This window comes from Symbiobacterium terraclitae (assembly GCF_017874315.1).
Taxonomy (GTDB): domain Bacteria; phylum Bacillota; class Sulfobacillia; order Symbiobacteriales; family Symbiobacteriaceae; genus Symbiobacterium; species Symbiobacterium terraclitae.
Map to the genome: position 1 here is coordinate 16741 of NZ_JAGGLG010000015.1, position 25324 is coordinate 42064.

At 71.3% G+C, this 25324-nt stretch carries 22 protein-coding genes and 1 riboswitch; of the genes, 4 read left to right on the forward strand and 18 right to left on the reverse strand.

Annotation, left to right across the window (positions count from 1 at the left end; genetic code table 11):
* Nucleotides 1-3: 3 nt before the first annotated feature.
* The 11 genes from J2Z79_RS09915 to J2Z79_RS09965 all read right to left on the reverse strand — a co-directional run bounded on the left by J2Z79_RS09915 (nt 4) and on the right by J2Z79_RS09965 (nt 14782).
* Nucleotides 4-360 (reverse strand): ribonuclease E inhibitor RraB, encoded by a 357-nt coding sequence (locus tag J2Z79_RS09915; protein WP_209466719.1) that lies wholly within the window; start codon nt 358-360, stop codon nt 4-6.
* 102 nt (nt 361-462) lie between these two features.
* A complete protein-coding gene (gene nagZ, locus J2Z79_RS09920; RefSeq protein WP_209466720.1) occupies nt 463-2346 on the reverse strand; it encodes a beta-N-acetylhexosaminidase in 1884 nt (627 codons plus the stop codon).
* Nucleotides 2347-2670: 324 nt separating this feature from the next.
* Entirely contained in the window at nt 2671-4248 is a 1578-nt protein-coding gene (locus tag J2Z79_RS09925) for an ASKHA domain-containing protein (RefSeq protein ID WP_209466721.1), read from the reverse strand.
* Nucleotides 4249-4335: 87 nt separating this feature from the next.
* Nucleotides 4336-7062, reverse strand: coding sequence for a homocysteine S-methyltransferase family protein (locus J2Z79_RS09930; protein ID WP_209466722.1), 2727 nt, complete (start codon nt 7060-7062; stop codon nt 4336-4338).
* Nucleotides 7063-7318: 256 nt separating this feature from the next.
* The gene (locus J2Z79_RS09935) at nt 7319-8128 is read right to left on the reverse strand and encodes a hypothetical protein (protein ID WP_209466723.1); all 810 of its coding nucleotides are present in this window, start codon (nt 8126-8128) and stop codon (nt 7319-7321) included.
* A 14-nt stretch (nt 8129-8142) separates the two neighbouring features.
* Nucleotides 8143-9045 (reverse strand): methylenetetrahydrofolate reductase, encoded by a 903-nt coding sequence (locus J2Z79_RS09940; RefSeq protein ID WP_209466724.1) that lies wholly within the window; start codon nt 9043-9045, stop codon nt 8143-8145.
* A 97-nt stretch (nt 9046-9142) separates the two neighbouring features.
* Nucleotides 9143-9247: riboswitch (SAM riboswitch) on the reverse strand.
* Between the two features lie 62 nt (nt 9248-9309).
* Nucleotides 9310-9870 carry a M23 family metallopeptidase gene (locus tag J2Z79_RS09945; protein ID WP_209466725.1) on the reverse strand — a complete coding sequence of 187 codons (561 nt, stop codon included), beginning with the start codon at nt 9868-9870 and terminating at the stop codon, nt 9310-9312.
* A 679-nt stretch (nt 9871-10549) separates the two neighbouring features.
* A complete protein-coding gene (locus J2Z79_RS09950) occupies nt 10550-11677 on the reverse strand; it encodes a sensor histidine kinase (protein ID WP_209466726.1) in 1128 nt (375 codons plus the stop codon).
* Entirely contained in the window at nt 11667-12362 is a 696-nt protein-coding gene (locus tag J2Z79_RS09955) for a response regulator transcription factor (RefSeq protein WP_209466727.1), read from the reverse strand. The genes J2Z79_RS09950 and J2Z79_RS09955 overlap by 11 nt, the downstream gene beginning before the upstream one ends.
* Before the next feature lie 136 nt (nt 12363-12498).
* Nucleotides 12499-13722: a GTPase family protein gene (locus J2Z79_RS09960; RefSeq protein WP_209466728.1), complete on the reverse strand. Its 1224-nt coding sequence runs from the start codon at nt 13720-13722 to the stop codon at nt 12499-12501.
* Between the two features lie 94 nt (nt 13723-13816).
* Nucleotides 13817-14782: an aldo/keto reductase family protein gene (locus J2Z79_RS09965; protein ID WP_209466729.1), complete on the reverse strand. Its 966-nt coding sequence runs from the start codon at nt 14780-14782 to the stop codon at nt 13817-13819.
* Between the two features lie 170 nt (nt 14783-14952).
* On the opposite strand from J2Z79_RS09965, the gene J2Z79_RS09970 reads away from it, so the two are divergent.
* Entirely contained in the window at nt 14953-15138 is a 186-nt protein-coding gene (locus tag J2Z79_RS09970) for a hypothetical protein (RefSeq protein WP_209466730.1), read from the forward strand.
* A 54-nt stretch (nt 15139-15192) separates the two neighbouring features.
* Complete coding sequence (locus J2Z79_RS09975; RefSeq protein ID WP_209466731.1) at nt 15193-15885, forward strand: helix-turn-helix domain-containing protein; 693 nt, start codon at nt 15193-15195, stop codon at nt 15883-15885.
* 39 nt (nt 15886-15924) lie between these two features.
* Here J2Z79_RS09975 and J2Z79_RS09980 read toward each other — a convergent pair whose 3' ends face one another.
* On the reverse strand, nt 15925-17880 hold the full coding sequence (locus J2Z79_RS09980) for an O-antigen ligase family protein (RefSeq protein ID WP_209466732.1): 1956 nt from the start codon (nt 17878-17880) through the stop codon (nt 15925-15927).
* A gap of 111 nt (nt 17881-17991) precedes the next feature.
* Here J2Z79_RS09980 and J2Z79_RS09985 point away from each other — a divergent pair, with 111 nt between their 5' ends.
* Together J2Z79_RS09985 and J2Z79_RS09990 are read left to right on the forward strand one after the other, a co-directional pair.
* Complete coding sequence (locus J2Z79_RS09985) at nt 17992-18831, forward strand: hypothetical protein (RefSeq protein WP_209466733.1); 840 nt, start codon at nt 17992-17994, stop codon at nt 18829-18831.
* 165 nt (nt 18832-18996) lie between these two features.
* Nucleotides 18997-19272, forward strand: a complete 276-nt coding sequence (locus J2Z79_RS09990; RefSeq protein ID WP_209466734.1) for a hypothetical protein — start codon at nt 18997-18999, stop codon at nt 19270-19272.
* A gap of 125 nt (nt 19273-19397) precedes the next feature.
* On the opposite strand, the gene hemB is transcribed toward J2Z79_RS09990, so the two are convergent.
* From hemB to J2Z79_RS10020, 6 genes are all read right to left on the reverse strand, one after another.
* Nucleotides 19398-20378, reverse strand: a complete 981-nt coding sequence (gene hemB, locus J2Z79_RS09995) for a porphobilinogen synthase (RefSeq protein ID WP_209466735.1) — start codon at nt 20376-20378, stop codon at nt 19398-19400.
* Between the two features lies 1 nt (nt 20379).
* Complete coding sequence (locus tag J2Z79_RS10000) at nt 20380-21165, reverse strand: uroporphyrinogen-III synthase (RefSeq protein ID WP_209466736.1); 786 nt, start codon at nt 21163-21165, stop codon at nt 20380-20382.
* A 49-nt stretch (nt 21166-21214) separates the two neighbouring features.
* On the reverse strand, nt 21215-22135 hold the full coding sequence (hemC, locus tag J2Z79_RS10005; RefSeq protein ID WP_209466737.1) for a hydroxymethylbilane synthase: 921 nt from the start codon (nt 22133-22135) through the stop codon (nt 21215-21217).
* A gap of 27 nt (nt 22136-22162) precedes the next feature.
* A complete protein-coding gene (locus J2Z79_RS10010; protein ID WP_209466738.1) occupies nt 22163-22981 on the reverse strand; it encodes a cytochrome C assembly family protein in 819 nt (272 codons plus the stop codon).
* Nucleotides 22978-24297: a glutamyl-tRNA reductase gene (gene hemA / locus J2Z79_RS10015; protein WP_209466739.1), complete on the reverse strand. Its 1320-nt coding sequence runs from the start codon at nt 24295-24297 to the stop codon at nt 22978-22980. The genes J2Z79_RS10010 and hemA overlap by 4 nt, the downstream gene beginning before the upstream one ends.
* Nucleotides 24298-24702: 405 nt before the next feature.
* On the reverse strand, nt 24703-25278 hold the full coding sequence (locus J2Z79_RS10020) for an FAD-dependent oxidoreductase (RefSeq protein ID WP_209466740.1): 576 nt from the start codon (nt 25276-25278) through the stop codon (nt 24703-24705).
* Nucleotides 25279-25324 lie beyond the last annotated feature (46 nt).

A 25324-nucleotide genomic window follows, 5' to 3' on the forward strand; every position in this document is an offset into this window, starting at 1 on the left:
CACTCACTGATCCCCGTGGGTCAGCCAGCCGTCGTAGACTCCGTCGAACTGGCGCGCCAGGGCGTCCAGCTCGTCCGAGAGGGCCAGCAGCCGGACCTCGTCCAGCAGCTCGAGGCGCACGACAACCAGCCGCCAGGTGCGGTCGGTGCTTCCGGGGTCGTAGCTCAGGCTCTCCACGCGGAAGCCCCGCTCCGTGAGCGCGGCCGTCAGGCCGTCGATGTCGCCTGCCTCACCCGTGAAGAAGTGCTGCTCCAGCACGAGGGGCTCCCGGGGTGGTCCCCCGTGATCCACCAGGGCGCGGTAGGCGGCCACGGTGGCGGCGTGCCGGGCCGCACGCTCGGCATCGGACTCGGGTCTCACGGCGACCTCCCCCTTCTGACCCAATCAGGTTGCCAGACCGTTGCCCCTCAATTATAACCGCCCCCTGCGCTCGCAGAGGGCGGTTCAACAGAAGATTTGGCCTCAATGAAGGTCCAGCCCGTGGCCCGCCGCGTAGAGGCCGGGAATCGCCACCGGCAGACGGCCCCGGGGCTCCGCCCGGCCGAAGAGCAGCGGGCCGACCCCTTTCAGGTGTGCGTCCCCGTCGCCGTACGCGGCGATGTAGGTTGCGATCTCCGGCACGGCGGTGAGCTCGCGGGGCATGCCCAGCCCCACCACCACCACCGGCCTGCCCCCGGCGACCAGCTCGCCCATCAGGGAGACGTGCTCCGGGTACTCGTGGCCATCGCTCACCGCGTAGACCACAACCGCCGCCTCTGCCGCCATCTGACGGGCGGCAGCCACGGCCAGGGCGGAGGGGCTGCGCTCGAGGGTGATCTCCCGGGTGTTCGGGTGCAGCTCCTTGATGGAGGCGCCGAGCGCGGTCACGACTCCGTCGCCCCGGTCGTGGCGGTTGGCATGGGCGGGGCCGATGACGAGGATCAGGTCGTCGGGATTCGGCGCCAGCGGCAGGTGGGCGTTGCGCACCAGGGTCAGGGCGTCGGCTCCGACGCGGTCCGCCAGCTCCTGGTGTACCGGCGCGCCGATGGGATCGTCTCCGCCGGTGGGGCCGCCTGTGGGCGCGCCCGGGGGCGCGCCCGCCACGATCTGGGCAGTGCGGGTGTGCTCGCCGCCAGCCGCATCAGGCAGGGGCGGGAGAAGCCCGCTCTTCTCCTTCAGCGCCAGCACCCGGGCTGCGGCATCCTCGATGCGGCTCTCCGGGATCCGCCCGTCCCGGACGGCCTGCAGCAGCACGCCGTAGAGCGCGTCCTCCCGTCCGAACGACCCGGGGATCAGCACGACGTCGGCCCCGGCCTGGATGGCCAGCACCAGCCCCTCCTCCACGCCGTAGGTCGCGGTGATCGCCGCCATGCCGTCCATGGCGTCGGTGATCACCACGCCCTCGTAGCCCAGCTCACCCTTCAGCAGGCCGGTCAGCATGTCGGCAGAAAGGCTGGCGGGCCTGCCGTCCTGTGCGACGGCAGGAAAGAGGATATGGCCGGCCATGATGGCGTCGCTGCCCGCCGTGACGGCCGCCCGAAACGGGACCAGCTCCACCTGGTCCAGCCGCTGCCGGTCGTGGGGGATCACCGGCAGGGCGAAGTGGCTGTCCACCTCGGTGTCGCCGTGGCCGGGGAAGTGCTTGGCCGCCGCGCCCACCCCCTCTGCCTGCAGCCCTTGAATGAAGGCCGCCGTGAGCCGCGCCACCAGCCCGGGATCCGCGCCGAAGGACCGGGTGCCGATCACCGGGTTGGCGGGATTATTGTTCACGTCGGCGACGGGGGCCAGGTTCATGTTCACCCCCACGGCCCGCAGTTCCCGCGCCATCGCACGGCCCACCTGCTCGGCGTACTCGGCGGATCCCGTGGCGCCCAGGGCCATGCTGGCGGGCCACTGGGTGAACGGGGGGCCGAACCGCTGCACCAGGCCTCCCTCGTGGTCGACGGCGATCACCAGGCCTGGCGTGGCCCGGTCCCGGGCGGTCGCCGCGCGCTGCAGATCTGCGGTGAGGCGGCGGAGCGTCTCCGGGTCGCTGCCCTGCCGTCCGAAGAAGATGCAGCCGCCCGCCTTTCCCTCGGCCAGCAGCTGCCCGGCCTCCGCCGTCAGCTCGGTACCCGGCAGCCCCACCCAGACGAGCTGCCCCAGCTTTTCCTCCAGCGTCAGGTACTCCAGCCAGTCGCCCACCACCGATTCCGGCGGGGCCGGCTCCCCGCCGGGCTCCTGCCCGGTACCGCCATCTGCGGTGGGCGGCGGCGACGGCTGGGGGCCGGGCGCGCCCCCCCGGCCGCAGCCCCACAGGCCGGTGGTGGCCAGGAGCAAGACGGACAGGGCGCAGCGCAGGAGCTTTGCGGAAAGGCGCACAGGCATGCGGCATTCCCCCTGGATCGAGCCCCAAGTGCAAGTCTGCATCACTTCGCGGCGCACGCCGCCTCCACTTCAGCCGCCAGGCAACCGTCACGTTCGACCCGTCAGCGTTCGTGCCCGACCTTGCGGCGAAACGCCCTGTCCGATAGGTATGGGCAGTCGGCTCAAGCCCTATTCGCCACCTGCCCGCGGGCCGGTCCACACCGCTTGAACTACCGCCAGATCGGTGCTGGCCGGCCGGTTTGGTCTCACCCGCGGATCGGAGAAGCACCCGTGCGACCGGCAACCACCAGCCAGTCCGCCCACCCTGGCGCGGCCACCGCCGGCCTACACCGTGAAGCCGCGCGGGAAGTTGAGCGCCTCCATGAAGACCTCCTCAAAGGCCGGGTGGGTCGCCAGTTCCACGAAGCGGGCGCTGCGGGCCAGTGCCTCGGCCCGCGCCCTGGCCGAACGGGAGAGGAGCACCAGCTTGGCCCCCGCGATGGCCGCGTTGCCCACGGGCCGGATTCGTTCCGGCGGGACGGGCGGCAGAAGGCCGACCGCGACCGCACTCTCCCGGCGCAGGTAGTTGCCGAAGGCACCGGCCAGCAGCACCTCGTCCAGCGCCCCGGCCCCGATGCCGGCCTCCTGCAGCAGCAGGTCGACGCCGGTCCGGATGGCCCCCTTGGCCAGCTGAAGCGCCCGGACGTCCTGCTGCGTGAGCCTCACCGCCGGTGCCAGCTCCACCGCCCGGCCATCCGGAGCGATCCGGTGGGCCGCAGGGCCAGTCGCCGTGAACCGGCCCCGCCAGTCCAGCAGACCGGCCTGCAGGAGGGCCGCGGCGGCGTCCAGCAGCCCCGAGCCGCAGATCCCCCGGACCGTGCCGCCAGGGTCCGGGATCACCGTCACGCTCAGGTCAGTCCCGTCGAACTGCACGGCCTCGATGGCGCCGGGGCCGGCCCGCATCCCCTGGCTGATCTCGCCCCCCTCGAACGCAGGGCCTGCCGGTGCGGAGCAGGCGTAGAGCCGTTCCCCGCGGCGCAGCAGCACCTCGCCGTTGGTGCCCACGTCCACCAGCAGGACCGTGCCGTCGCCCTCATCCAGCCCGGCCGCCAGGGCGGCGCCCACCGCGTCGGCTCCGACGAAACCGGCGATGTTGGGCAGGGCGTACAGCGGCGGGAAGCCGGGGAGGTTGAAGGTCTGCCCCTCCAACAGCGACGGCGTGTACGGTGCGACGGCCAGGTCGTCCACGGGGAGCCCCAGGAAGAGGTGATGCATCGCGGTGTTGCCCACCAGCGTCGCCGCCAAGACCTCGTCCCGGCGGGCACCGGCCTTGCTCAGCAGCCGCTCCAGCAGGCCCAGGGCCGCCTCCCGCACCTGGCGGGTCAGCTCTTCCCGCCGCTCCTCCCCCTGCAGGGCGTGGGCGAGGCGGCTCATCAGGTCGGCGCCGAAGACCGCCTGCGGGTTGGCGACGGCGTGGGCAGCCAGCTCCTCGCCGGTGCGCAGGTCGAGCAGCGCCCCCGCGAGGGTGGTGGTGCCCACGTCCAGGGCAAAGCCCAGCGACCGCCGCGAAGGGCTCAGCGGAGCCCAGGGATCCACGTCCACGGGGCCGCTCAGGCGGCCAAGCCTGGCCTTGCGGGCATCGGCGGCGGCGGCCGGTACCACGGCCACCTCCAGGTCCCCGGCCACCAGCAGCTGGCACGAGAGCCTGTACCCCCGGGCCAGCTCATCCGGCGACAGCTGCTCCCGGTCGGCGCTCGTCGGCTCGGGTGCTCCGCCGTGCACCCGCACCAGGCACTTGCGGCACTGCCCCCTGCCGCCACAGGGGGTCTCGACGAAGATCTCGTTCTGATTGAGCGCGACCGACAGGGGCGTTCCTGCGCGAACGGTGAACGCCCTCCCCGCCGCCTGGATGCGACAGTCCATGCGGTGCCCTCCTTTCCGGCCACGCCCGTTCGTCAAGAAAAACGCGAGATGCGCGGTGACAGCCCGCCGGTCTTCACTCCGTCTGCGCTAACCCTTCTCCATGCCGCCGCCCCGCCGCTCCTTCAGGATCTCCAGGGCCAGCGCCACCGCCTCCTGGGCGTCCCGCCCGTGGCCCCGGGCGCCGATCTGCTCGGCGAAGGCCCGGGTCGTCGCGGCGCCGCCGATCAGCACCGGGCAGTCGAAGCCCTCCCGGGCGAAGAGCTCGATCACCCGCTTCATCTGCGGCATGGTGGTGGTCATGAGGGCGGAGAGGCCCACGATGTCGGCCCCGGCCTTGCGGGCCTCCTCCAGCACGACCTCGTTCTTCACGTCGCGGCCCAGGTCGATCACCCGGAAGCCGTAGTTCTCCAGCAGCACGGCGACGATGTTCTTGCCGATGTCGTGGATGTCGCCCTGCACCGTGGCCAGCACCACCGTGCCGATCTCGGCCTGGCCCACCTTCGCCTTCTGGATCTCCGGCTTCAGCCGGGAGAAGGCCCTCTTCATGGCCTGGGCCGAGAGCATCAGCTGGGGGAGGAAGTAGATCCCCTCGCCGAAGAGCCGGCCCACCTCCTCGATGGCCGGGATCAGGTGCTGGTTCAGCATGGCCATGGGGTCCCGGCCCTCGGCCAGCCCCTGCTCCACCAGGGGCAGGATGGCGTCCCTGTCGCCCTCGAGGACCGCCTCGTAGAGCCTCCGGCCCAGTGCGTCGCCGGCGGGGTCAGGACCGGGCACACCCGCGTCCGGTGCGGGCGCGGTCGCTGCGGCCAACGCCGGCGCAGTCGATGCCGGCGTGCCGTCTGCGACCGGTGTGCCAGCGGTTGCTGGTGTGTCCGCTGCCACCCGCACGCCGTCCGCTGCAGATGTGTCGTCCGCCGCCCTTGCGCCGTCCGCCGCCCTTGCGCCGTCCGCCGCCGACGTGTCGTCCGCTGCCGACGTGCCTTTCGCAGCCGGGATGCCCGCCGCGCCCGGAGAAGCCGCACGGCCTTCGCCTGCGGCGATCTTCAGCGCCTCCTCCACCGTGTGGACCAGCCGCTTGGGCCCCACCTCCTGCATGTAGACCCGGGCGTTCCGGTCCCGGTTGAGGAAGAGCCGCAGGGCGCGGACGGTGTCCATCATCCGCTCCTCCAGCGGGTTCATGATCGCCATGGAAAGCCCCATGGTCACGGCCATGGTCAGGTAGACGGCGTTCAGGAACGGGCGGTTGGGCAGCCCGAAGGAGACGTTGGAGACCCCCAGGGAGGTCCGCACGCCCAGCTCGTCGGTGATCCACTGGATGGCCCGGAGGGTCTCCCGGGCCTCGGCCTGCTGGGCCCCGGCGGTGAGCGCCAGGGGGTCGATGACGACGTCGTGCCGGGGGATGCCGTATGCCTCGGCCGCTGCGACGAGCCGCCGGGCGATCTCCAGCCGCTGTTGGGCAGACGCCGGGATGCCCCGCTCGTCGATGGTCAGCCCCAGCACGGCGGCGCCGTAACGCTTCGCCACCGGCAGCACCGCCTCGGCCCGGCCCTCCTCCAGGGAGAACGAGTTGACCAGGGGCTTGCCGACGCACGCCTTGAGGCCGGCCTCCAGGGCATCGGCGTTGGGCGAGTCCAGGCAGAGGGGCACGTCCACCGCGCCCTGGATCACCCGCACCGCCTGCGCCATCGCGGCCGGTTCGTCGATGAGCGGCACGCCCACGTTGACGTCCAGCACGGCCGCCCCCGCGGCCACCTGCTTCTTCGCCTCGTCCCGCACCCGTGCGAAGGCGCCCTCCTTGATGTCCCGGGTGAGCAGCTTCCGGCCGGTAGGGTTGATGCGCTCGCCGATGACCACCGGCAGGTTCTGCTCCACGAAGAAGAGGGAGCGGGTACGGGAGGCGAGGCCCAGCGTCTCCGAAAGGGGCCCCGGCTGGCCTGTGGGCTTCATCTCCTCCACCGCGGCCCGCAGGCGCCGGATGTGCTCGGGCGTCGTCCCGCAGCACCCGCCGACCAGCGACGCCCCGGCCGCGACCAGCTTCGGCCCGTAGGCGGCGAACTCCTCGGGGCCCATGGGGAAGCGCGTGGTGCCGTCGGGCGTGAGCAGCGGCAGTCCGGCGTTGGGCTGCACCGAGATGGGCACCCGGACGACCCGCGCCATGCGGGCAACGGCGTCCACCAGCAGGTCGGGGCCAACGGAGCAGTTGAAGCCGATCACGTCCGCCCCCAGCGACTGCAGCACCAGACCGGCCGTCTCGGGGTCGGTGCCCGTGAACGCCCGGCCGCTGGGGTCGATGGTGATCTGTGCGATAATCCGGATGGACGGGGCGTGGTCCTTGCACGCCAGCACCGCCGCCCGCAGCTCGTTCAGGTCGGCGATGGTCTCGACGATGATGAAGTCGGGCCGGGCCTCGGCGAAGGCCCGGGCCTGGGCGGCGAACTGGGCGTAGGCCTCGTCGAAGGTCAGCTCGCCCAGGGGCTCCACCAGCGCGCCCAGGGGACCCATCGACCCCGCCACAAGGGCCCGTCCCTCCGCGGCCTCCCGGGCGCAGCGCACCCCGGCCACGGTGATGGCGTGGCACTTGTCGGCGAGGCCGTAGTGGGCGAGCCTCGCCGGGGTGGCGCCGAAGGTGTTGGTCTCGATGATCTGCGCCCCGGCCGCCACGTACTCCCGGTGGACGGCCACCACCGCGTCGGGCCTCTCCAGGTTCCAGAGGTCCGGGCAGGCGCCGGCGGGCAGTCCCCGGGCCTGGAGCATCGTGCCCATCGCACCGTCAAAGACCAGGACCGCACGGCCCAGGAGATCGTCCAGCCTCATCGCATCATGTCCTCCTCTGCATCGCTCGGCGCGCGGGCACGGTGAGTACCCTGCCTGCGGCTCGACGCCGGATCGGCGGGCGGTTGCTACCAGCGGACCGGCGCCGGGGCGGCCGGCAGGTGCCGCTAACGGCCGGGCACTGGGGCGGCAGACAGATGTCGCCAGGGGCTCGGCGCCGGGGCGGTGGACAGCTGTCGCCACGGGCTCGGCGCCGGGGCGGTAGGCAGCTGTCGCCACGGGCTCGGCGCCGGGGCCGTCAGCGCTGCGCGGCGGTCACCCGGTACGCGCAGTCCGCCAGCGTGCACCGGGTGCATCCCGCCGCCGGCAAGTCCCGGCCTCCGTGGGGGAGCCAGCCGATCAGCCCCACCAGGGACTTCTGGGGCACGAGATAGCTGGTGGGGGTACAGGTGAGGCCGATCGCCGGCCCGCCGGCCAGCACCACCAGCGGGCCCTGCTCCTCGATCGGCCAGTCCCCGTATCCGGGGCCGTACAGCGGGGTGAGCCGGGCACCGCCGGTGATCCCCGGGGCAGCCCCGGCATCGGGCCCAGAAACCCCCGGATCCACCGAGCGGGCGTGCCCGGATGGGTCGACACCCGCCGTTTCTCTGTACAGCCTCGCCCGCACCCATTCGGCCAGACCCTTCACCAGCGCCGACCCGGCGGCGTCCACGACCGTGGCGAGGGCGTACTCCTCACGGGCGAAGAGCTGCGCCGTCAGCTCCTCCACCCCGGGGCCGAGCGTGGCCGCCACCAGCGTGACGGCGTCGGCTCCCGCCAGGAGGCGCGCCAGGCTCCGCGAGCGCCAGCCGATGCCCGGCACCCCGGTGCGGACGCGGTCACCCTCCACCGCCACGGCGCAGTAGGCCAGGCTGACGGCGGGAGCGGCGGCCTCCCGGGCCAGGGCGATGCCGCGCGCCAGCAGGGCGAGGTCGCGCGCCGTGACCCTGGTGCGCCCCTCTTGGTAGCGGAGCAGGCGCATCACCTCGGGGAGGGGAGCGGCCAGTTCGGCTGCCCGCGGCCTCAGGATCGCGTGGGAGAGCATGGATGTCGCGACGCCTCCCTTCACCGGTCCGGCGCCTCCTACGCGCCGATCCGGCGGGCCTGGCGCAGCCCCAGCTCGTCCAGGATGTCGAGCACCGCCAGCGCCCGCCTGGCGCTGTTCATCGGGAAGATGTGGACGCCGTGGACGTGCGGGCCGATCTCCGCAAGGAGTTCGGCGACGAGCCGCAGGCCCTCCTCCTCGCCCCGGCCCCGCATGCGGTCGACGGCCCAGTGGGGGATGTGAATGCCCGGCACGTCCCGGTTCATCCGCACGGCGAACTCGTAGCTCTTCAGCGGCAGGATGCCGTAGAGGATCGGGATCTTCACCCGCCCCGCCAGCTTCGCCTGGAACCGTTCGAGCTGGCGCGGGTCGTAGATCGGCTGGGTCTGGGCGAAGTGCGCCCCCGCCTCCACCTTCTGCTCCAGCCGGGAGACCTCGGCCTCCAGGTCCGGCGCGGCCGGGTTGCAGGCGCAGCCGATGGCGAAGTCGGTGGCCTGGTCCAGGTCGCCGCCGGACGCCGTCTTCCCCCGGTTGAGCGCGGCGGCCAGCCGGATCAGCCCGACGGTATCCACCTCGAAGACCCCGCGCGCCCCGGGGTGGTCGCCCTGTTCGGGGTTGTCCCCCCGCAGGGCCAGGATGTTCCGGACCCCCAGCCCCGCCGCCCCGAGCAGTTCCGCCTGCAGCCCGATCACGTTGCGGTCGCGGGTGGTGAGGTGGAAGATCGCCTCCACCTGACCGTCCCGTTGCAGCAGATGCGCCAGGGTGATGGGGCTCATCCGGACGTTGGCCATCGGGCAGTCGGCCACGTTCACCGCATCCACCCGGTCGGCGAAGCTGCGCACCCGCTCGAGGGTCTTCGTCACGTTCGCCCCCCTGGGCGGGTCGATCTCCACCGTCACGCAGAAGGCGCCCTGCCGCAGCCGGTGCATCAGTCGTGCCATGTGCCCTGCCTCCCCCACTTGCGTCTCCCAAGCCGCTCGCCCACATACACAAAGAACCCTTCGAGAACGAAGGGTTCGCAGACGGCCATCTGCGCACGCTTCATCTCCCGGACGAGACGTCCGCTGGAATTGGCACCGTTCTCCTATCGGAGAGGTTGCCGTGGCTTCACCGGGCCAGTCCCTCCGCCACTCTCGATGAACCGAGCAGGGTATTCATTTATTAGAGGACAGTATAGCAACACCAGGGCGAACGGACAAGACCTATCACAAGAGTGCGGCAAGAAGGTCCAAAGGTTCCTGCGGTTCGCCGTTCACCCGGATCTCGAAGTGCAGGTGTGCGCCGGTCACCTGCCCGGTGGCGCCCACGCGGCCGATGGGTTCGCCGCGGGCCACCAGGTCCCCCTCCTGCACCTCCACCGCCGACAGGTGGGCGTAGACGCTGGCCAGCCGCCCCCCGTGGTCGATGACGACGACCTGGCCGTACGCCGGCAGCGAGGCCACCGCCATCACCTTCCCGTCGAGGCAGGCCACAGCCGCCGCTCCCTCCGGCGCACGGATGTCGATCCCCGCGTGCAGCCGCAGCCGCTTCAGCACCGGGTGCAGGCGGATCCCGTAGTCGGACGTGATCTCGGCGTGGTCCGGTACGGGCCAGGCCGGCTCGCCTTCCGGGGGCGGGGCCGCCGCGTCCTGGCGCTCCCGGATCCATTGGCCGATCTCGCGCGCATCCTGGCCGGGGTCCACGGCGGCCACCGGCCGGCTGCCCCACGCGGCCAGAGAGATGGCGAGGATGAGGAGAGTCACAAGCAAAGGTCTGCGAATCGACATGGCGGGCATCTCCCATGCGAGTTGATACCCCTACCATATCGTGCGGAGCTTAACGCTGTCTCACTTGAAGCTTACGGGTTCCTTAAGGTTTACCGAGGTCGGGTACCGAGCCCAAGCGGGCTGCGCCGTCGGGGTGGTCTCGCACCGGCGCAGCAGGATGCACCCCGGGTTCCGCCTCCAACCGCCTTGCAGTCCCCATCTCCTCATCGTCACTCGGGCAGCGTCGCACCTCATGCATGCAGCAACGGTTCCCACCTAAATATAGGGAAAAACTCCCCCTATTTTCCGGGCATTGTGGGGAATTTCTCCCCATATCCCCCGCCCTTGATACCCCCCGGGAGTATCATCCGCCCAGAAAAACACCCCTGATCAGCACTTCAGGGGCCCTTTTCGCCCTGGTACCGGGCCGAAAACCACCTGCAGAAGGCAAATAGGGGGATCTCCAGTTGGCCCGTCCTACCCCCGGGTCCCTGGCGCCAGTCGCCACCGTGGATACGCCATCACGGGCGGTGGCGGACAAAAAAAACCGTCCGACAGCCTCCGCCCACACCCTTCTTGCTCCAGAGGCTTCTCCTCCCCCATCCGGCCCCTCGCCGCAGGTGCCAGGGCGGCGCCATCACGGGTCGCGGACGACGGGACGGCCGCCGCCGCGGGCCGCAGGCAGAAAGGTGACAGCCCATCAGGCACCGTGCACGTCGGAGCGCGCCGGCGCTGCACCGAACGGCAGACGCACCTCGAACACCGTGCGATCCGTCTCGTTTATCGCCCGCACCGATCCCCCGTGCAGGGTGACGATGTTCTTCACGATGGCCAGCCCCAGGCCGGCGCCGCCGGTCTTGCCCGACCGGGAGCGCTCGCCCCGGTAGAAGCTCTCGAAGATGTGCTCCAACTGGTGCACCGGGATCGGGTTGCCCCGGTTGGCCACGCGGATCAGCACCGACCGGCCGGCCCGGTCCACGTCCAGCTCCAGTTCCACCAGCTTCCCCTCGCGCCCGTAGCGGATTGCATTGGAGATCAGGTTCTCCAGCACCCGGACCAGCAGGTCGGGGTCGGCGTGGATCGTCACGCGCGCCTCCGGCAGCCGGAGGCGGTACTCCATGTCCGCCTGCCGCAGGGCGGGCACGAACTCCTCCGCCACCTGCTCCAGCAGCTCGGCCGGGTTGATGGGCACAGGCCGGAGCACCAGTGCCCCGTGGCTCGTGCGGGTGAACTCGAAGAGCTGGTCGATCAGCCGCTTCAGCTGCCGCGCCTTCTCGTACGCCATGTCGACGTAGTAGCGCAGCTCCACCTCGTCCCTGTACTTGTCCTCGTCGATCAGCTGGAGGTAGCCGAGCACGGAGGTGAGCGGGGTGCGCAGGTCGTGGGAGACGGCGGTGATCAGCTCATACCGGGCCTGCGTCGCCTGCCGCTCCCGCTCCAGCGAGCTCTTGACCTGCCGGCTCATCGCGACCAGGTTCTGCCCCAGGAGCCCCAGCTCGTCCAGGCCGCGGGGCGGCAGCGTTACCTCGAAGTTGCCCCGGGCCACCTCGTCCATCGCCCGGCTCATCGCCTCGATGTAGCGGATGAGCGGCTGGCTGAGCAGGATGTACCAGCCGAAGAAGAGCACGAGGCAGACGAGCAGCATGACGGGCCAGGCGCCGACCGTCGCGGAGAGGAAGCTCAGCAGAGCGCCGAGCGGGGGGAGCACACTCGCCAGCGTCGCGGCGGCGACGAGCAGGAACATGGTCGAGGCGACAGCCAGGGCACCGCTGGCGGCAAAGGTGAGGATGAGGCGCCAGCGCAGGCTCAGACCGGCACTAGTTCTCAATCTTGTAGCCGACCCCCCAGACGGTCCTGATCAGCGTGGGGTGACTGGGGTCGTCCTCCACCTTCTCCCGCAGCCTGCGGATGTGGACCATCACCGTGTTGTTGGCCTGGAAGTAGCGCTCCTTCCACACCCGTTCGAAGATCTCCTCGGAGCTGAAGACCCGGCCCGGATTGCTGGCCAGGAGCAGGAGGATGTCGTACTCGGTGGGCGTCAGGGCCACCTCCCGACCGTCCTTGGTCACCGTGCGGCTCTCCCGGTCGATCTGCAGGCCGCCGACCGCGATCACGTCCGGGCGCCTGGCCGACGCCGGGTTCAGGGCCAGGTAGCGGCGGAGCTGCGCCTTCACCCGGGCCATCAGCTCCAGGGGGTTGAAGGGCTTGGTGAGGTAGTCGTCGGCCCCGGTCTTGAGGCCGAGGATCTTGTCCACGTCCTCGGACTTGGCGCTGAGCATGAGGATCGGCACGTTCCGCTCGCGCCGGATCGCGCGGCAGACCTCCAGCCCGTCCATCCCGGGCATCATGATGTCCAGGATCACCAGGTCGGGCTGCTCCTCAGCCACGATCCGCAGTGCGTCTGCGCCGTTGTCGGCCTTGCGCACCCGATAGCCCTCGCTCAGCAGGTGGATCTCGATCAGGTCCGCGATCGCCTGCTCGTCGTCCACCACCAGAATCAGCGGCTCTGCCATTCGCCCTCACACCCCGCTTCAACCACCGACAGCAATCCCGCGTACCCACCGGCCGGGCGGCCGCATCCCGGCCTCCTGCGCGTCCCGCCGCGCGCCAGTGTAACGCACGGATCTTACGACCACCCTGCGCCAAACCTTACGGCTTCCTTAAGCTGTTCGCCTTCTCCCGGCCCTGCTCCAGCAGCTTCCGGGCCGCGGCGATCGGCTGGTTCTCGATGTAGTACGCCACGGCCGCCTGCCCGAGGCCGTACGTGCCCCAGTAGGCCACGCCGGCGGAAACCAGCGAGCCGCCGCCCGGGACGAGCCACTTGGAGAGGCCCCGGGCGACCTCCCGCAGGGCGAAGCCGGCGCCCACGTTGACGCCGAGCGCCCCGATAAACTCCATGGCGCCCTCCCGGGAGAGCCGTCGCCCCGCCAGGTAGGCGATGCCGGTGACCATCAGCACCTGCATCGCGGTCAGGATCGGCATGTCCGCCAGCGGGATCGGCGTCGCAGCCACGGCGGCGGCGGCCGATGCGGTGGACTGGATCAGCGCGCCCGCGATCTTCATCTGCGCCGACCGGACCCCCGCCACCCGGCCCATGGTGAGCTGCGCCTCGTTGGGGAGAGTCTCCACCAGGTAGGCGACCAGTTCGTCGATGTTCCAGCGGCGGTCCACGACCAGTTCGCCGTCCCGGTAGCGCATGTAGGCAGAGGTGGCGAACACCCGCACCGGCTGCTCCAGCGAGAGCGCCATCCGCTCGGCCAGCTTCTCCTTGGCCAGTGCGATGTTGGCCTGCTTCTCCGGGTCGTCGTACGGGGGCGTGGCCACATCGGCCGGGCTCAGCAGGTCGACCTGCGTCAGGACGCCGATCACCGGCGGCCTCGTGCGGTGCCGCCGCGCGATGGCGTCGCGCAGCGCCGCGACCTGCGCCAGGTCCTCGTGGATCCACACGTCGACGTCGGCCGCCTTGATGACGAAGAGGATCGCGTCCGGGCAACGGTCGCGCACCGCCTTCAGGTTGGCGGCGACCGCCTCCTCGTCCTCCGCCCCCTCCGGCCTCCCGCCCTCGCCCAGCCCGCGGGTGTCCAGCACCTCCAGCGCACCGCCGGACCCCTCGTACTGGTACCAGGTGCCCGCCGGCGTGGTAGCCAGCACCGCCCCGGTCTCGGCCCGGGGCTCGCCGAAGATGGCGTTGACCAGGCTCGACTTGCCCGATCCCCGCCGACCCACCAGGGCGATGCGGGCCGGCCGGGCGTTGATGATATAGCTTTCGATCACAGCCAGTTCAGGCTCCAGGCGGCTCAGGACCACCTGGGGAACGTGGCTGCGGATGAACTGCACGACCTCCTTCAGTCGCGTGCGGTCGATCTCTTTCATCAGGGGCCTCCTCATTGCTGCGGTCTCTGCGTCATCCCGGATAGTTCTTGCATAGTGCGAATTTCCCTGCCCGCCCGAAAGGAAGGGGGCCAGGCTACTCGGCCTGGCCCAGAATCTCGTCGATCTCCTTCAGGTCCTCGGCGGAGAGCTTCATCCCCGAGGCCTTCACGTTCTCCTCCACCTGCTCGGGGCGGGTGGCACCGATCAGGGCCGAGGTCACCTCCGGCCGGCGCAGGACCCAGGCGATGGCCAGCTGGGCCATGGTGAGCCCGTTGCGCTCGGCGATGGGGCGCAGCTGCTGGATGCGCTCCAGCAACTCGTCGTCGCTCAGGTAGCGCTGGACGAACTTGCCGTACTTGGGGTCGGCGCCCCGGCTGCCCTCGGGCTGCGGCATGCCAGGCTTGTACTTGCCGGTCAGCACGCCCTGCGCCAGCGGCGAGTAGACGATCTGCCCGATGCCCTCGCGCTCGCAGATCGGCATGATCTCCTTCTCGATGTACCGGTCCAGCATGTTGTAGACGGGCTGGCTCGCCACCGGGCGGCGCAGGTTCCGCTTGTCCACGATGGCGGCGGCGTTCTCGAACTGGGCGGCCGTCCACTGGGAGAAGCCGTAGTAGAGGATCTTCCCCTGGGCCACCAGGTCGTCGAACGCCCGCAGGGTCTCCTCCAGGTCGGTAGCGGGATCGTAACGGTGCGCATAGTATATGTCGATATAGTCGAGCTTCATCGCCTTGAGGCTCATCTCCACCCGCTCGATCAGGTGCTTGCGGGACAGCCCCTGGTCATAAGTGGACGGCCCCACCTGCCAGAACACCTTGGAGGTGACGGTGTAGGTGTGGCGGGGAAACTCCCGAAGCGCCTCGCCCACCACCTCCTCCGCCTGATGAGGCCGCGCGCCGTAGACCACCGCGCAGTCGAAGTGGTTGATGCCGAGCTCATACGCCTTGCGGATGCAGGCCTTGGCGGCATCTGCCTCCACGCGCGAGCCGTAGGTCAGCCAGCTTCCCAGGGAGATCTCGCTCAGCTTCAGGCCGCTCCGTCCGAGTCGACGGTATTCCATGGCTCACCACACCTTTCACAGGATCTCGTCTCACCAACGGCAGTATACCACATTCCCCCAGGCCGAAGGACATACCTGCCCTACAACCTAAATTCACAGACCTCATTGACATTTTGTAGTTGTTCGATCTAATGTGGGAGGGTGAATCGGTCGTTGACGGGGGGTTGTCCATGCACGGGTTGGTTTCTGTCATTGACCAGGTCCTCGACGCGCTGGACCGCGGGCAGATCGAGGTGGCCAATCGGCAGGAACTGCGTGAGGCGCTGCTGGTGCTCCGCAGCATCGCACTGGAGGGTGACGCCGAGGACGGGGGCTCGACGGCTGACCCAGCCGCACCGACGTCCGTCACGCCCTGAACGCCGCGGTCCGGCACCTCAGGGAATGCGAGCCCGACTGAAGGAAGTGAGCGCATGAACCAGTTTAACCGTCAGCACATCGGCAAGCGAATTGCCGCCCTCAGGGCCGCTCACGGCGACTCGCTCAGGCAGGCCGCGGCCCGGACGGGTGTGAGCCATACCACGGTCGGCCGCCTGGAGGCCGGACAGTTCGGGACATCGCTGAACTCCACGCTTCGGAAGATCGCCGAGGGGTATGGCGTCACCGTGGAGTACCTGCTCACCGGGCGGGACCCCCAGCACGACTTCGAGTCGTCCCTGCGCCGCCTGCCGCCCGAGGAGCGAAACCGGCTCTACTTCGCCTCGCCGGTGACCCGGATCCGGATGCTCCTGCAGTTCCTGATGGCCGAGTACCCCGCCGAGTTCCCGCTGGACAGGCTGGCCGCCAGGCTGGGGATGTCGCCCGAATCCCTGCGGAGGCTGGTGGAGGGATGCGACGACCGGCAGTTCACGCCCGAGGAGGTCCGGCGCCTCGGCGAGCAGCTGGCGAAGGTCACCTCGATCCCCCTGCACTGGTTCCTGTCCGGCGACAGCGGCGAACTGGCCGCCGCCATCCCCCCGGAGATGCTGGGTGCGTACGTGCGGCTGATCAAGAAGGCGGCGGAGGCCGGTGTGCGCCCGGACCTGCTGGAGATGGCCATCGATCTGCTCATCCTGAAGCACAGGGAGATGCCGGCCGGAAGCCAGAACGGGCGGCGCGGCGGTTAACGGGATTCACCACGCCGGCGCTGCGGCGGAGGTCGGGACTCATCGGGCCAGCGCCGCGGCGAACTGCTCCCGGGCCGTGGCGAACAGGGGACGGTCGGCCTCCAGGCCGCGCCGGGGCGAGTCGGGGGGCTCCAGCGCCTTCTGCCGCTCGAGGGCGTCCAGGAGCGCGAGGCCGCGCTCGGCCAGGCGGGCGGCCGCCGCCGCGTCACCCGCGGCCCGGGCCCGCCCGATGTACTCCAGGTGGGCCGTCACCGCCGCCGCGTACGCCTCCGTCTCCCACGGCCAGAGCCGCACGTAGTCGGCCCAGGCGGCTGACGCCTCCTCCCAGCGCTCCTGCCGGCCCAGTTCCGACGCTTGCAGCGCCGCGTACCAGGGCTCCCGGGGCCCAAGGGCCCGTGCCCGGTCCAGGGCCCGCAGCCCCTCTTCGCCCCGCCCCGACCGGATGAGCGCAGCCCCCTTGTAGGCGTGGGCCAGGTCGTTCCACGGGGTGAGCGCAACTGCGGCCCCCGCGTGGCGCAGGGCGGCCTCCGGTGAGCCGCGCTCCAGGCTTCGGGCGGCGAGGTCGACCGCCGCATCGCCTGCCCCCAGAAGGAGGCTGCCCGCCAGCGCCAGGCCGGAGAGGGCCACCGTCAGGGCCCTCGGCCAGGTCCATCCCGACACCCAGCCATCGCCCGGCTCCTGTCCGGCGGGCGGCGCCGGCCCCTTACCCGGCCCGGGTTCGCCCGGGCCCCGGACCGGGGCCGAGCCGAGCAGGCCGAACCCGAACCATAGGGGCAGGGCGAAGAGGCCGTAGCTCAGCTCCCAGTCCACGAGCGCGTGCACGGCCAGGACGCCCAGCCCGCCCAGGGCCGCCGCCCGGGCGGGGGGCCAGCTGCGGGCGTGCCGCAGCCCCAGGAGGAACCGGACCGTCAGCAGCGCGACGCCCGCCGCTCCGGCCCAGCCGTAGGCGAGCGCGACGTCCAGCAGCGACGAGTGGACTTCGGCGGCGTAGTACGGGTAGCGGGCCGCCTGCAGGTGCAGGGCGGACCAGGCGCGGTAGCCCGCACCCAGAGGCAGTTTGGCGGCCAGGGCGAGGCCGTCCCGCAGGAAGATCAGCCGTTCTGCCGAGGAAGTGTCGGTCAGGGGCAGCGCCGAGGCACGGCCCAGCAGCCAGCCCCAGCCCGGGGCCAGCACCAGCGCCGGCAGCGCGGTGAGCACCACGGAAAAACGCATTCGCGCTGACCGTTGAAACCGAAGCGCGAGCGCAACCGTCAATAGGGCGAGCAGCAGTATCGGCCAGAGCCGCGCCGCGTCCCGGTCCTGCACGGCCGGCGCGGCCCACAGCGCGGCCGTCAGCCCGACCAGCAGCGCCGGCCAGGCGCGGGGCAGGGCTTCCCGCAGGAGCCGCGGCGCGGCCCAGGCGAGGAAGGCGCCCAGCAGCGCGGCCGCGGCCCACACGCCCCGCGAGCCGGAGAGCAGGGCGCCCAGGGTGGCCCCGAGGGCGAGGAACGCCGCCCGGGGCCGCCCCGCCGCGAGGTCGGGCAGCGCCCCCGCCAGGCCCAGGAGGCCGGCCATCCCCACGGCGATGGGATAGCCCAGGAACGAGGCCAGCCGGCCCGAATGGTGCGGCGGGGTGAAGGAGATCAGCAGCGCGCCGGAGAAAGCGAGGAGGGCTCCCGTGACCGCCCAGAAGCGGGCGAGGGCAGGCTCGGCCTCGCCGGGGCGGAAGGCCCTGCCGGCGACGAACGCCAGGACCCACCCGGCGGCCAGCACGGGCCCGTGGGCGGCCGCCCCGAGCGCCGCCGGTGCGATGAGCGCGCCGCAGGACCCCGCCGCGAGGAGCAGCAGGGCCAGCCATTCAGAAGGGGCCAGCCGGACGGAGGGCGCCGCCAGGGCCACCAGCGCGGCCAGGGCGACGCCGGCCATCTGCTGGCCGGGTGCGTAGAGGCCGTCCCAGAAGGCGCCCAGCGCCAGGCCTGCCAGGGCCGTGAACCCGACGATCTCTTTTCGCATCATCATACTGAATCACTTCGCCGCAGCACAACGGCGCGCCTGCGCCCGATCAGAAACGGAGGGAGCGGTCTGTACCAGCACACGTCTTACCATGAGCCGGCGGGGCGGCAGGGCGTGGCCCGTTGGCTGCTGCTGGCGGCAGGCCCCGCGGCCCTCGCCCTGGGGCTGATCGTGGGCGTCGCCATCTCCGCTTACGGACCGGCGCAGCCCGCGCCCGGGCCCGGGGCGCAGGCGGAACCGCAGACCGATACGCAGCAGCCCGGCTCCCCCGGCGGGCCGGCCGGTACGGAGACGGTGCAGCCCGGCCTCACCACCACCCCGGAGCCCGCCAGCGTCGCCGACAGCGAATCGGCTCCGCTGCTGCCGCCGCCGGTGGACGACTCCGCCTACGCCACCCCCGCGATCCCGCCGGCGGGCTCCCTGTCCGCGGCCGAGGTAAAGACCCTGGTGGATGCCCGGGCCGTGCTGACGGCGGAGTTCAGCACGTTCAGGACCGCAGGGGCGGCACCCTTCACCGTGGACTACCAGCTGGCCCGCGACATCAACTACGACACCATGCTGGTCGGCATCGTCAAGCTGGCCGAGTACAACAACTGGCTCAGCGCCGTGCGGGACCACGGCGACGAACTGCAGCGCTGGCTCACGGCGGCGGCCCGCCGCGTGCGCAGCGCCGCTGAGGCCGAGGGCTTCGGCCTGAGCTGGGCGATCTTCGAGTTCGTGCCGGACCGTCCCTACGGTTTCATGGCCAGCGAGGTGACGGCGACGCCGAACGGGCGGGGCTACCTGGTCACGCGCCCCCTGGCGGCGGTCACCGACTTCAGCGGACCCACGGTCACCATCGCCGCCCTCCCCGGCACCGGCCCGGTGACCGCGCCGGATCCGACCGCCGTCTACGGCCCGGTCCTCCGGTTCGACCCCACGGACCTCTACCGGCCGCGGGCCGCCACCCCCTGAGGCGGACAAAGCAGGAGAGACGAACACCCGCACCCGGTTCGGGTGCGGGTGTTGTGCTCCACCGCGTGGTCCCCGGCTCATCGCCAGATCCTGACAAGGCAGGATGCGAGCAGATTAGCGCCGAACCACTGTTGGAAGTGCGCATTCGAGGTGATCAAGGTTCAGATGGGTGAGCATCGCGAGGGGCAGTCCGCCCCGAATCAGAAGGCGCGCCGGTTCCGGGTAACCCGGCGAGTCAAGACGCGCGGGACCCCTGCGCGCATCGAGACCCGCGAGGAGCGGGAACTGCGGGAGCTCGCCGAGATGGGCGAGGACGCGGACCGGGGTACCCCCGAGCACGACCGGGAGCTGCGGGCCGGGTGCATGGCGATGGTGCGTGTGGTCGCCCTGTTCTTCGTGGTGATGATCCTGTCGATCATCATCACCTGGGCGACGCGGTAGCCTGCCACTGGAACGGGGAGATCCCACGCTCAGGCGCCTGCGTCCGGCGGAGGACGGCTGGGAGACAGGTGGAGGAGCCCCAAAGGGGGCCCCTCCACCTTCTTCGTGTGCGGCAGGCCGCACGCTTACTCCTCTTCCTTCAGCCAGCGGGCCACGTCCTTGGCGTGGTAGGTGATGATGATGTCGGCGCCCGCCCGCTTGAAGCCGGCCATCGTCTCCATCACGATGCGCCGCTCGTCGATCAGCCCCTGGGCCGCCGCCGCCTTCACCATGGCGAACTCGCCGGAGACGTTGTAGCAGGCGACCGGCAGGTTGAAGGCCTCCCGCACCCGGTAGATGACGTCCATGTAGGCCAGGGCCGGCTTGACCATCACGATGTCGGCGCCCTCCAGGACGTCCAGCTCCACCTCGCGCAGCGCCTCCCGGGCGTTGGGCGGGTCCATCTGGTAGGAGCGCCGGTCGCCGAAGGCCGGTGCCGAGTCGGCCGCGGCCCGGAACGGGCCGTAGTAGGCCGAGGCGTACTTGGCCGAGTAGGCCATGATCGGCACGTCCTGGAAGCCGTGCTCGTCCAGGGCGGCCCGGATCGCCGCCACCCGCCCGTCCATCATGTCAGACGGGGCGACCATGTCGGCCCCCGCCTCGGCGTGGGAGAGGGCCGTGCGGGCCAGCAGGCCCAGGGTCGGGTCGTTGTCGACGGTCTCGCCCTTGACGATGCCGCAGTGGCCATGGGAGGTGTACTCGCACAGGCAGACGTCGGTGATGATGTAGGTCTCGGGGAAGCGGGCCTTGATGGACCGGATGGCCTCCTGCACCACGCCGTGGGCGTCGTAGGCCCCGCTGCCCACCTCGTCCTTGGACTCGGGGAGGCCGAAGAGCAGGGCCGACCGGACCCCCAGCTTCAGCATCTCCTCGATCTCGCAGAGGATCGTGTCGGCGGACCAGTGGTAGTTGCCCGGCAGCGACGAGATCTCCCGCTTCACCCCGGTGCCCGGGGCCACGAAGAGCGGGTAGATCAGGTCGTCGCGGGAGACGGCGTGCTCCCGCACCAGGCGGCGGACCGCCTCGTTCCGGCGGAGCCGGCGCGGCCGAACAGTCAGGTTGCTCATGTCAGCGGCCTCCTTGCTCGCAGTCTGACACGATGGCCCGCAGCAGGCCATCCATGGTGTAGATCTCGGCCATGCAGTGAACCGGGAGGCCCCGGGCCTCCGCCGCGGCCGCCGTCTCGGGGCCGATGCAGGCCACCCGGGCCGGGCCGAGCGCCTCGGGTCCCCCCAGCTGATCCAACAGGTTGTGCACGGTGGAGCCGGACGTGAAGGCCACGTAGTGGATGGCGCCGGCCTGCAGCTGCCGGCGGAGCCCCTCCGCGTCGCCCCGCACAGGGACGTTGCGGTAGGCCACCAGGTCGTCCACGACGGCGCCCATCTCGGCCAGCGCGGACGCGAGGGCCGGGTTGGCCAGGTCGCCCCGGGCCATCAGCACCCGGTCGCCCGGCGCCAGGTCGCCGGCCAGCGCCTCGGGGATCGCCCGGCCGACGAAGCTCTGCGGCATCCGGTCCACCCGGATGCCCTCCCGCTCCAGCGCCCGCGCCGTTGCTGTGCCCACGGCCACGACGCCCACGCCGTCCGGCACCCGCCGCCCCGCCCGCGCGAGCCGGGCGGCGAAGCGCGCCGCCCCGTTGGGGCTGGTGATGACCAGCCAGCGATAGCGCTCCAGGCGGGCGATGGCCTCGTCCAAAGGCGCCCAGTCCTGCGGGTCCACGATCTGGATGACGGGGTAGGCGACCGCCTCGCCCCCCAGTTCGGCCACGGCCCGGATGAACCGCTCGGCCTGGTCGCGGGCGCGCAGGACCAGGATCCGCCTGCCCCGCAGAGGCTGTGCGTCACCATCAGCCACGGATCCACCACCTCGCCGTCTCTCTGTGGGCACGTCTCCCCTCGCCGGGTCAGCCGCGCGCGGCGTCCAGGATCTCCCGCCCGCCGTGCTCCAGCAGCCAGTCGGCCACCTCCGCGCCCAGCGACCGGGCGCGCCCGGCGTCGCCCTCGGCGGCATAACGGATGACCCGGGAGCCGTCGGTGGAGGCGATCAGCCCCTCCACCTGCAGGAGCCCGCCGTCAAACACGGCGTACGCCCCGATGGGCACCTGGCACCCGCCCTCCAGCCGGGCCAGGATCGCCCGCTCCGCCATCACCTCCAGGGCGGTGGGCATGTGGTGGATGCGGGAGACGACCTGCCCGATGCGGGCGTCGTCGGCCCGGATCTCGATGCCGAGGGCCCCCTGCCCGGGCGCGGGCAGGCAGAACTCGGGGTCGAGGTACTCGGTGATGCGGTCGCCGAAGCCCGCGCGGTGCAGCCCCGCGGCCGCCATGACCAGGGCGTCCACCTGGCCCTCGGAGAGCTTGCGCAGCCGGGTGTCCACGTTGCCCCGGATCGGCACGTACTCCAGGTCCGGCCGCTGTGCGCGCAGCTGCGCCACGCGGCGCAGGCTCGAGGTGCCCACCCTCGCGCCCGCAGGCAGGTCGGCGAAGGCGGTGCCGTCGCGGGTGATCACCACGTCGCGGGGATCCTCCCGCTCCGCGACGCAGCCCAGCACCAGCCCGTCGGGCAGCTCGGAGGGCAGGTCCTTCAGGCTGTGCACGGCCAGGTCGGCGCGCCCGTCCAGCAGCGCGGCCTCCAGCTCCTTGGTGAAGAGCCCCTTGTCGCCGATCTGCGACAGGGCCCGGTCCAGCACCATATCGCCGACGGTCTTGAACGTCTGCGTCTCGAACGTCAGGTCCGGATTGGCCTCCCGGAGCCGGTCGACCACCCACCCGGTCTGCGTGAGCGCCAGGAGTGAACCGCGGGTCGCGACCCGAATGACATTCACAGGTCCCTCAGCCTCCCCATTGCAGTTCTAGAAGCGGTGCACGCCGGAGGCCATGTTAATGACAAAGTAGTTGACCAGGATCGCCGTGCCCGCGCCCACCATCCACCAGGCCGCCCACCGGCCGCCCCACTGCCGCGCCTTCCGCATCACCAGGTAGCTGCCGTAGGTCAGCCAGAGCAGGAGCGTGAAGAGCACCTTGGGGTCCGCCGGCCAGAAGGTGGACCAGGTGCGCGACGCGAACGTAAGCCCTGCGGTGACGCCCAGCGTCAGCAGGGGGAACCCGATGGCGACCATGCGGCCCGCCGTCTGGTCGAGCCACTCCAGGGAGGGCAGCGCGTGGTAGAGGGGGCTGAACGCTTTGCGGCGCAGGTTGCGGTCCTGCACCAGGTAGAGCGCCCCCGCGACGGAAGCCCCCAGGAGGAAGAGGTAGCCCAGCAGCGTCACCCCGACGTGCCACAGCACCAGCCGCTCGGGATGCGCCCCCAGGTTGGGCGCCTCACCCGGGCGGGGCAGGATGAGCGACATCACCAGCACGGCGGCGATGATCGGGGTGAGGAACGAGCCTGCGGACTGGTTGTGCTTCACGTACTCGACGGTGACATAGGGGGTCAGGAGGAGCCACGCCAGGAGCAGGGAGACCTCGTAAAGGCTATAGACCGGGGCGCGCCCGCTCTCGGCCACCAGCAGCGCCAGCGCGGTCGTGTGGGCGGCCCACGCCGCCCGGGTCGACCAGCGGGCCAGACCCTCGTAGCCCCTGCGGAAGAACAGGGTGAGGTGGGCGACGGCGCCCAGGGTGTACAGGACGGCGGCGCCGCCGGCGACGGGGGTGACCAGGCCGGCGGTCATGGCGCGCTCCCGTTCTCCACCGCCGGCTCGGCCCTGTGCCGCTGCAGGTCGAAGAGGCGGTGCACGGTCTCGATCGCCTGGCTCGCCGATCCCTCGCCCGCCATGCCCTTCAGCTGCTGCGTGGGATCGTTGAGGATCTTGTTGATCAGCGTGACGGTCATCGCGGCGATGACCTCGCGCTGGTGGTCCGTCAGGTCGGGCAGGCGGTTGAAGGTCCGGGCGAGCTCCTGCTCCCGGATGGCGTCGATCTTCTCCCGCAGCATGCGGATCGTCGGCACCACGGCCAGCGAGGCGGCCCACTGCCGGAACCGCTCCAGCTCACCGGCGATGATGCGCTCCACCTTGCGGGCCTCCTGCGCCCGCTCGGCCAGGTTGGCGCTGATCACCGCCTCCAGGTCGTCGATGTCGTAGAGATACGCGCCGGCCACCTGGGCGACCGCCGGGTCGATGTCCCGGGGCACGGCGATGTCGAACAGGAAGATGGGCCGGCCCCGTCGGGCCCGCACGGCCTCCTCCACCTGCTGGCGCGTCACCACGTAGCCGGGCGCCCCGGTGGACGAGATGACCACGTCCACCTCAGAGAGCGCCTCCGGCACCTTGTCCAGCGGGATGGCGCGCCCGCCGATCTCCCGGACGAGGCTCTCGGCCCGGTCCAGGGTGCGGTTGGCCACGATGGGCTCCCGCACGCCGGCGGACAGCAGGTGGCGCAGCGTCAGCTTGGCGGTCTCGCCCGCGCCGATGGCCAGGCACCGCCGCCCCTCCAGGCTGCGGAAGACCTTGCGCGCCAGCTCGACGGCCGCATAGGAGACGCTGACGGCGCTCTGGCCGATGCGCGTCTCCGTCTGGGCCCGCTTGCCCACGGTGATGGCCTGGTGGAAGAGCTGGTGCATCACCTTGCCCACCGTCTGCGCCTGGACGGCGTCGCGGTGGGCGTTGCGCACCTGCCCGAGGATCTGGGTCTCGCCGATGATCATCGAGTCGAGGCCCGCGGCCACGCGGAAGAGGTGCTGCACGGCTTCGAGCCCGTGCCGCCGGTACAGGTAGGGCAGGAGCTGCTCGCGCGTGAGCTCCCGCCCGTGCAGCGCCAGGGCGAGACCGAGGAAGTAGTCCACCAGCGCACCGTCAACGCCGGCCGGGTCATCGACCACCGCATAGACCTCGGAACGGTTGCAGGTGGAAAGCAGGACGCCCTCGCTGATGGGGAGCGCCCTCAGGCGGGTGAGCGCCGCGGTCATGTCGGAGCCGGACACCGCCAGGGCCTCCCGCACCTCAACCGGAGCCGTCTTGTGGTTCAAGCCGAGCATGACGATGTTCACGACGGTCTCTCACTCCGCGCGGTCTGGACTATGGGCGGCTTCCCGGAACGTCAGGTACGCCCTTAGTCCGTTAGTGTAACGGCCTGACCGCGCAATGGTCAAGCCGGAGGGGGGAGCATGCTTTTACCCTATACCATTCGGGAGATTCGTGCTATCCCCATGTCGTACTAAATCGACTAGAACGCGTGGATCATTTCTTACCGTAATGTTACAGGCCACGTGACTGTGCCGCTCGCCCGAACATGCGCCGGCCAATGTAGGGCGCTGCCAGGAACCGTCGGCAGTCCTGGGGCATGGCCAAGGCCCGGTCGCACGGCGGAAAAAGCAGGACCGGGTGGTCCGGCCGGACAAGGCCGGAGACGCCCGGTCCGCTCCCGCGGTCCCACCGTGCAGCCGCCCGGTTGGCTACCGGCCGGCGGGCATGACCTCGTGGTCGACGTGACGCGCGCCCTTGACGGCGCTGATCAGGTTGATGGCGACGCGCGCGCCGTCGCCGGCGGTGATGATGGTGTGGACGCTGGTCCCGGCGCAGGTGCCGGCCGCCCAAAGGCCGGGCACACGGGTCTGGCCCGTGGCATCCACGGCCACCGCCTCCTTCATGCGCGGCTCCTTGGCCTCCACCACCTCGGCGCCGGCCTGACGGGCGAGGTCACACAGGGGTCCCGTGCAGAGGATGACCTGCCTGGCCTCGAACGCCCGGCCGTCCTCGGTCTGCAGCTTGAAGCCGCCGCCTTCGCGCCCGACGGATGTCACCTTGGCGGTGACCAGCTCCGCCCCGGCCCTCGTGGCGTGCTCCTTGCCCAGGTCGACGAGTTCCGGCCCGGAAATGCCCTGCGGGAAGCCCAGGTGGTTGGGAATCCAGGCCCGGCGCGTCATGGACTGGTCCGCGTCCACCAGCAGCGTCTTGAGGCCGGCCCGTGCAGTGAACGTGGCGGCGCTGGCGCCGGCAGGACCGGCGCCCACGATGGCGACATCGTACACCTGTCCCATCTCCTTCTCGGTTCGTGATGCGAAGGGTCCTCACCCA

Excerpts from the sequence above, each read along its gene's own strand:
- nagZ (WP_209466720.1), bottom strand. The coding sequence starts at position 2,346 with ATGCCTGTGCGCCTTTCCGCAAAGCTCCTGCGCTGCGCCCTGTCCGTC.
- J2Z79_RS09925 (WP_209466721.1), bottom strand. The coding sequence starts at position 4,248 with ATGGACTGTCGCATCCAGGCGGCGGGGAGGGCGTTCACCGTTCGCGCA.
- J2Z79_RS09930 (WP_209466722.1), bottom strand. The coding sequence starts at position 7,062 with ATGAGGCTGGACGATCTCCTGGGCCGTGCGGTCCTGGTCTTTGACGGT.
- J2Z79_RS09940 (WP_209466724.1), bottom strand. The coding sequence starts at position 9,045 with ATGGCACGACTGATGCACCGGCTGCGGCAGGGCGCCTTCTGCGTGACG.
- J2Z79_RS09945 (WP_209466725.1), bottom strand. The coding sequence starts at position 9,870 with ATGTCGATTCGCAGACCTTTGCTTGTGACTCTCCTCATCCTCGCCATC.
- J2Z79_RS09955 (WP_209466727.1), bottom strand. The coding sequence starts at position 12,362 with ATGGCAGAGCCGCTGATTCTGGTGGTGGACGACGAGCAGGCGATCGCG.
- J2Z79_RS09960 (WP_209466728.1), bottom strand. The coding sequence starts at position 13,722 with ATGAAAGAGATCGACCGCACGCGACTGAAGGAGGTCGTGCAGTTCATC.
- J2Z79_RS09965 (WP_209466729.1), bottom strand. The coding sequence starts at position 14,782 with ATGGAATACCGTCGACTCGGACGGAGCGGCCTGAAGCTGAGCGAGATC.
- J2Z79_RS09970 (WP_209466730.1), top strand. The coding sequence starts at position 14,953 with ATGCACGGGTTGGTTTCTGTCATTGACCAGGTCCTCGACGCGCTGGAC.
- J2Z79_RS09975 (WP_209466731.1), top strand. The coding sequence starts at position 15,193 with ATGAACCAGTTTAACCGTCAGCACATCGGCAAGCGAATTGCCGCCCTC.
- J2Z79_RS09980 (WP_209466732.1), bottom strand. The coding sequence starts at position 17,880 with ATGATGCGAAAAGAGATCGTCGGGTTCACGGCCCTGGCAGGCCTGGCG.
- J2Z79_RS09990 (WP_209466734.1), top strand. The coding sequence starts at position 18,997 with ATGGGTGAGCATCGCGAGGGGCAGTCCGCCCCGAATCAGAAGGCGCGC.
- hemB (WP_209466735.1), bottom strand. The coding sequence starts at position 20,378 with ATGAGCAACCTGACTGTTCGGCCGCGCCGGCTCCGCCGGAACGAGGCG.
- J2Z79_RS10010 (WP_209466738.1), bottom strand. The coding sequence starts at position 22,981 with ATGACCGCCGGCCTGGTCACCCCCGTCGCCGGCGGCGCCGCCGTCCTG.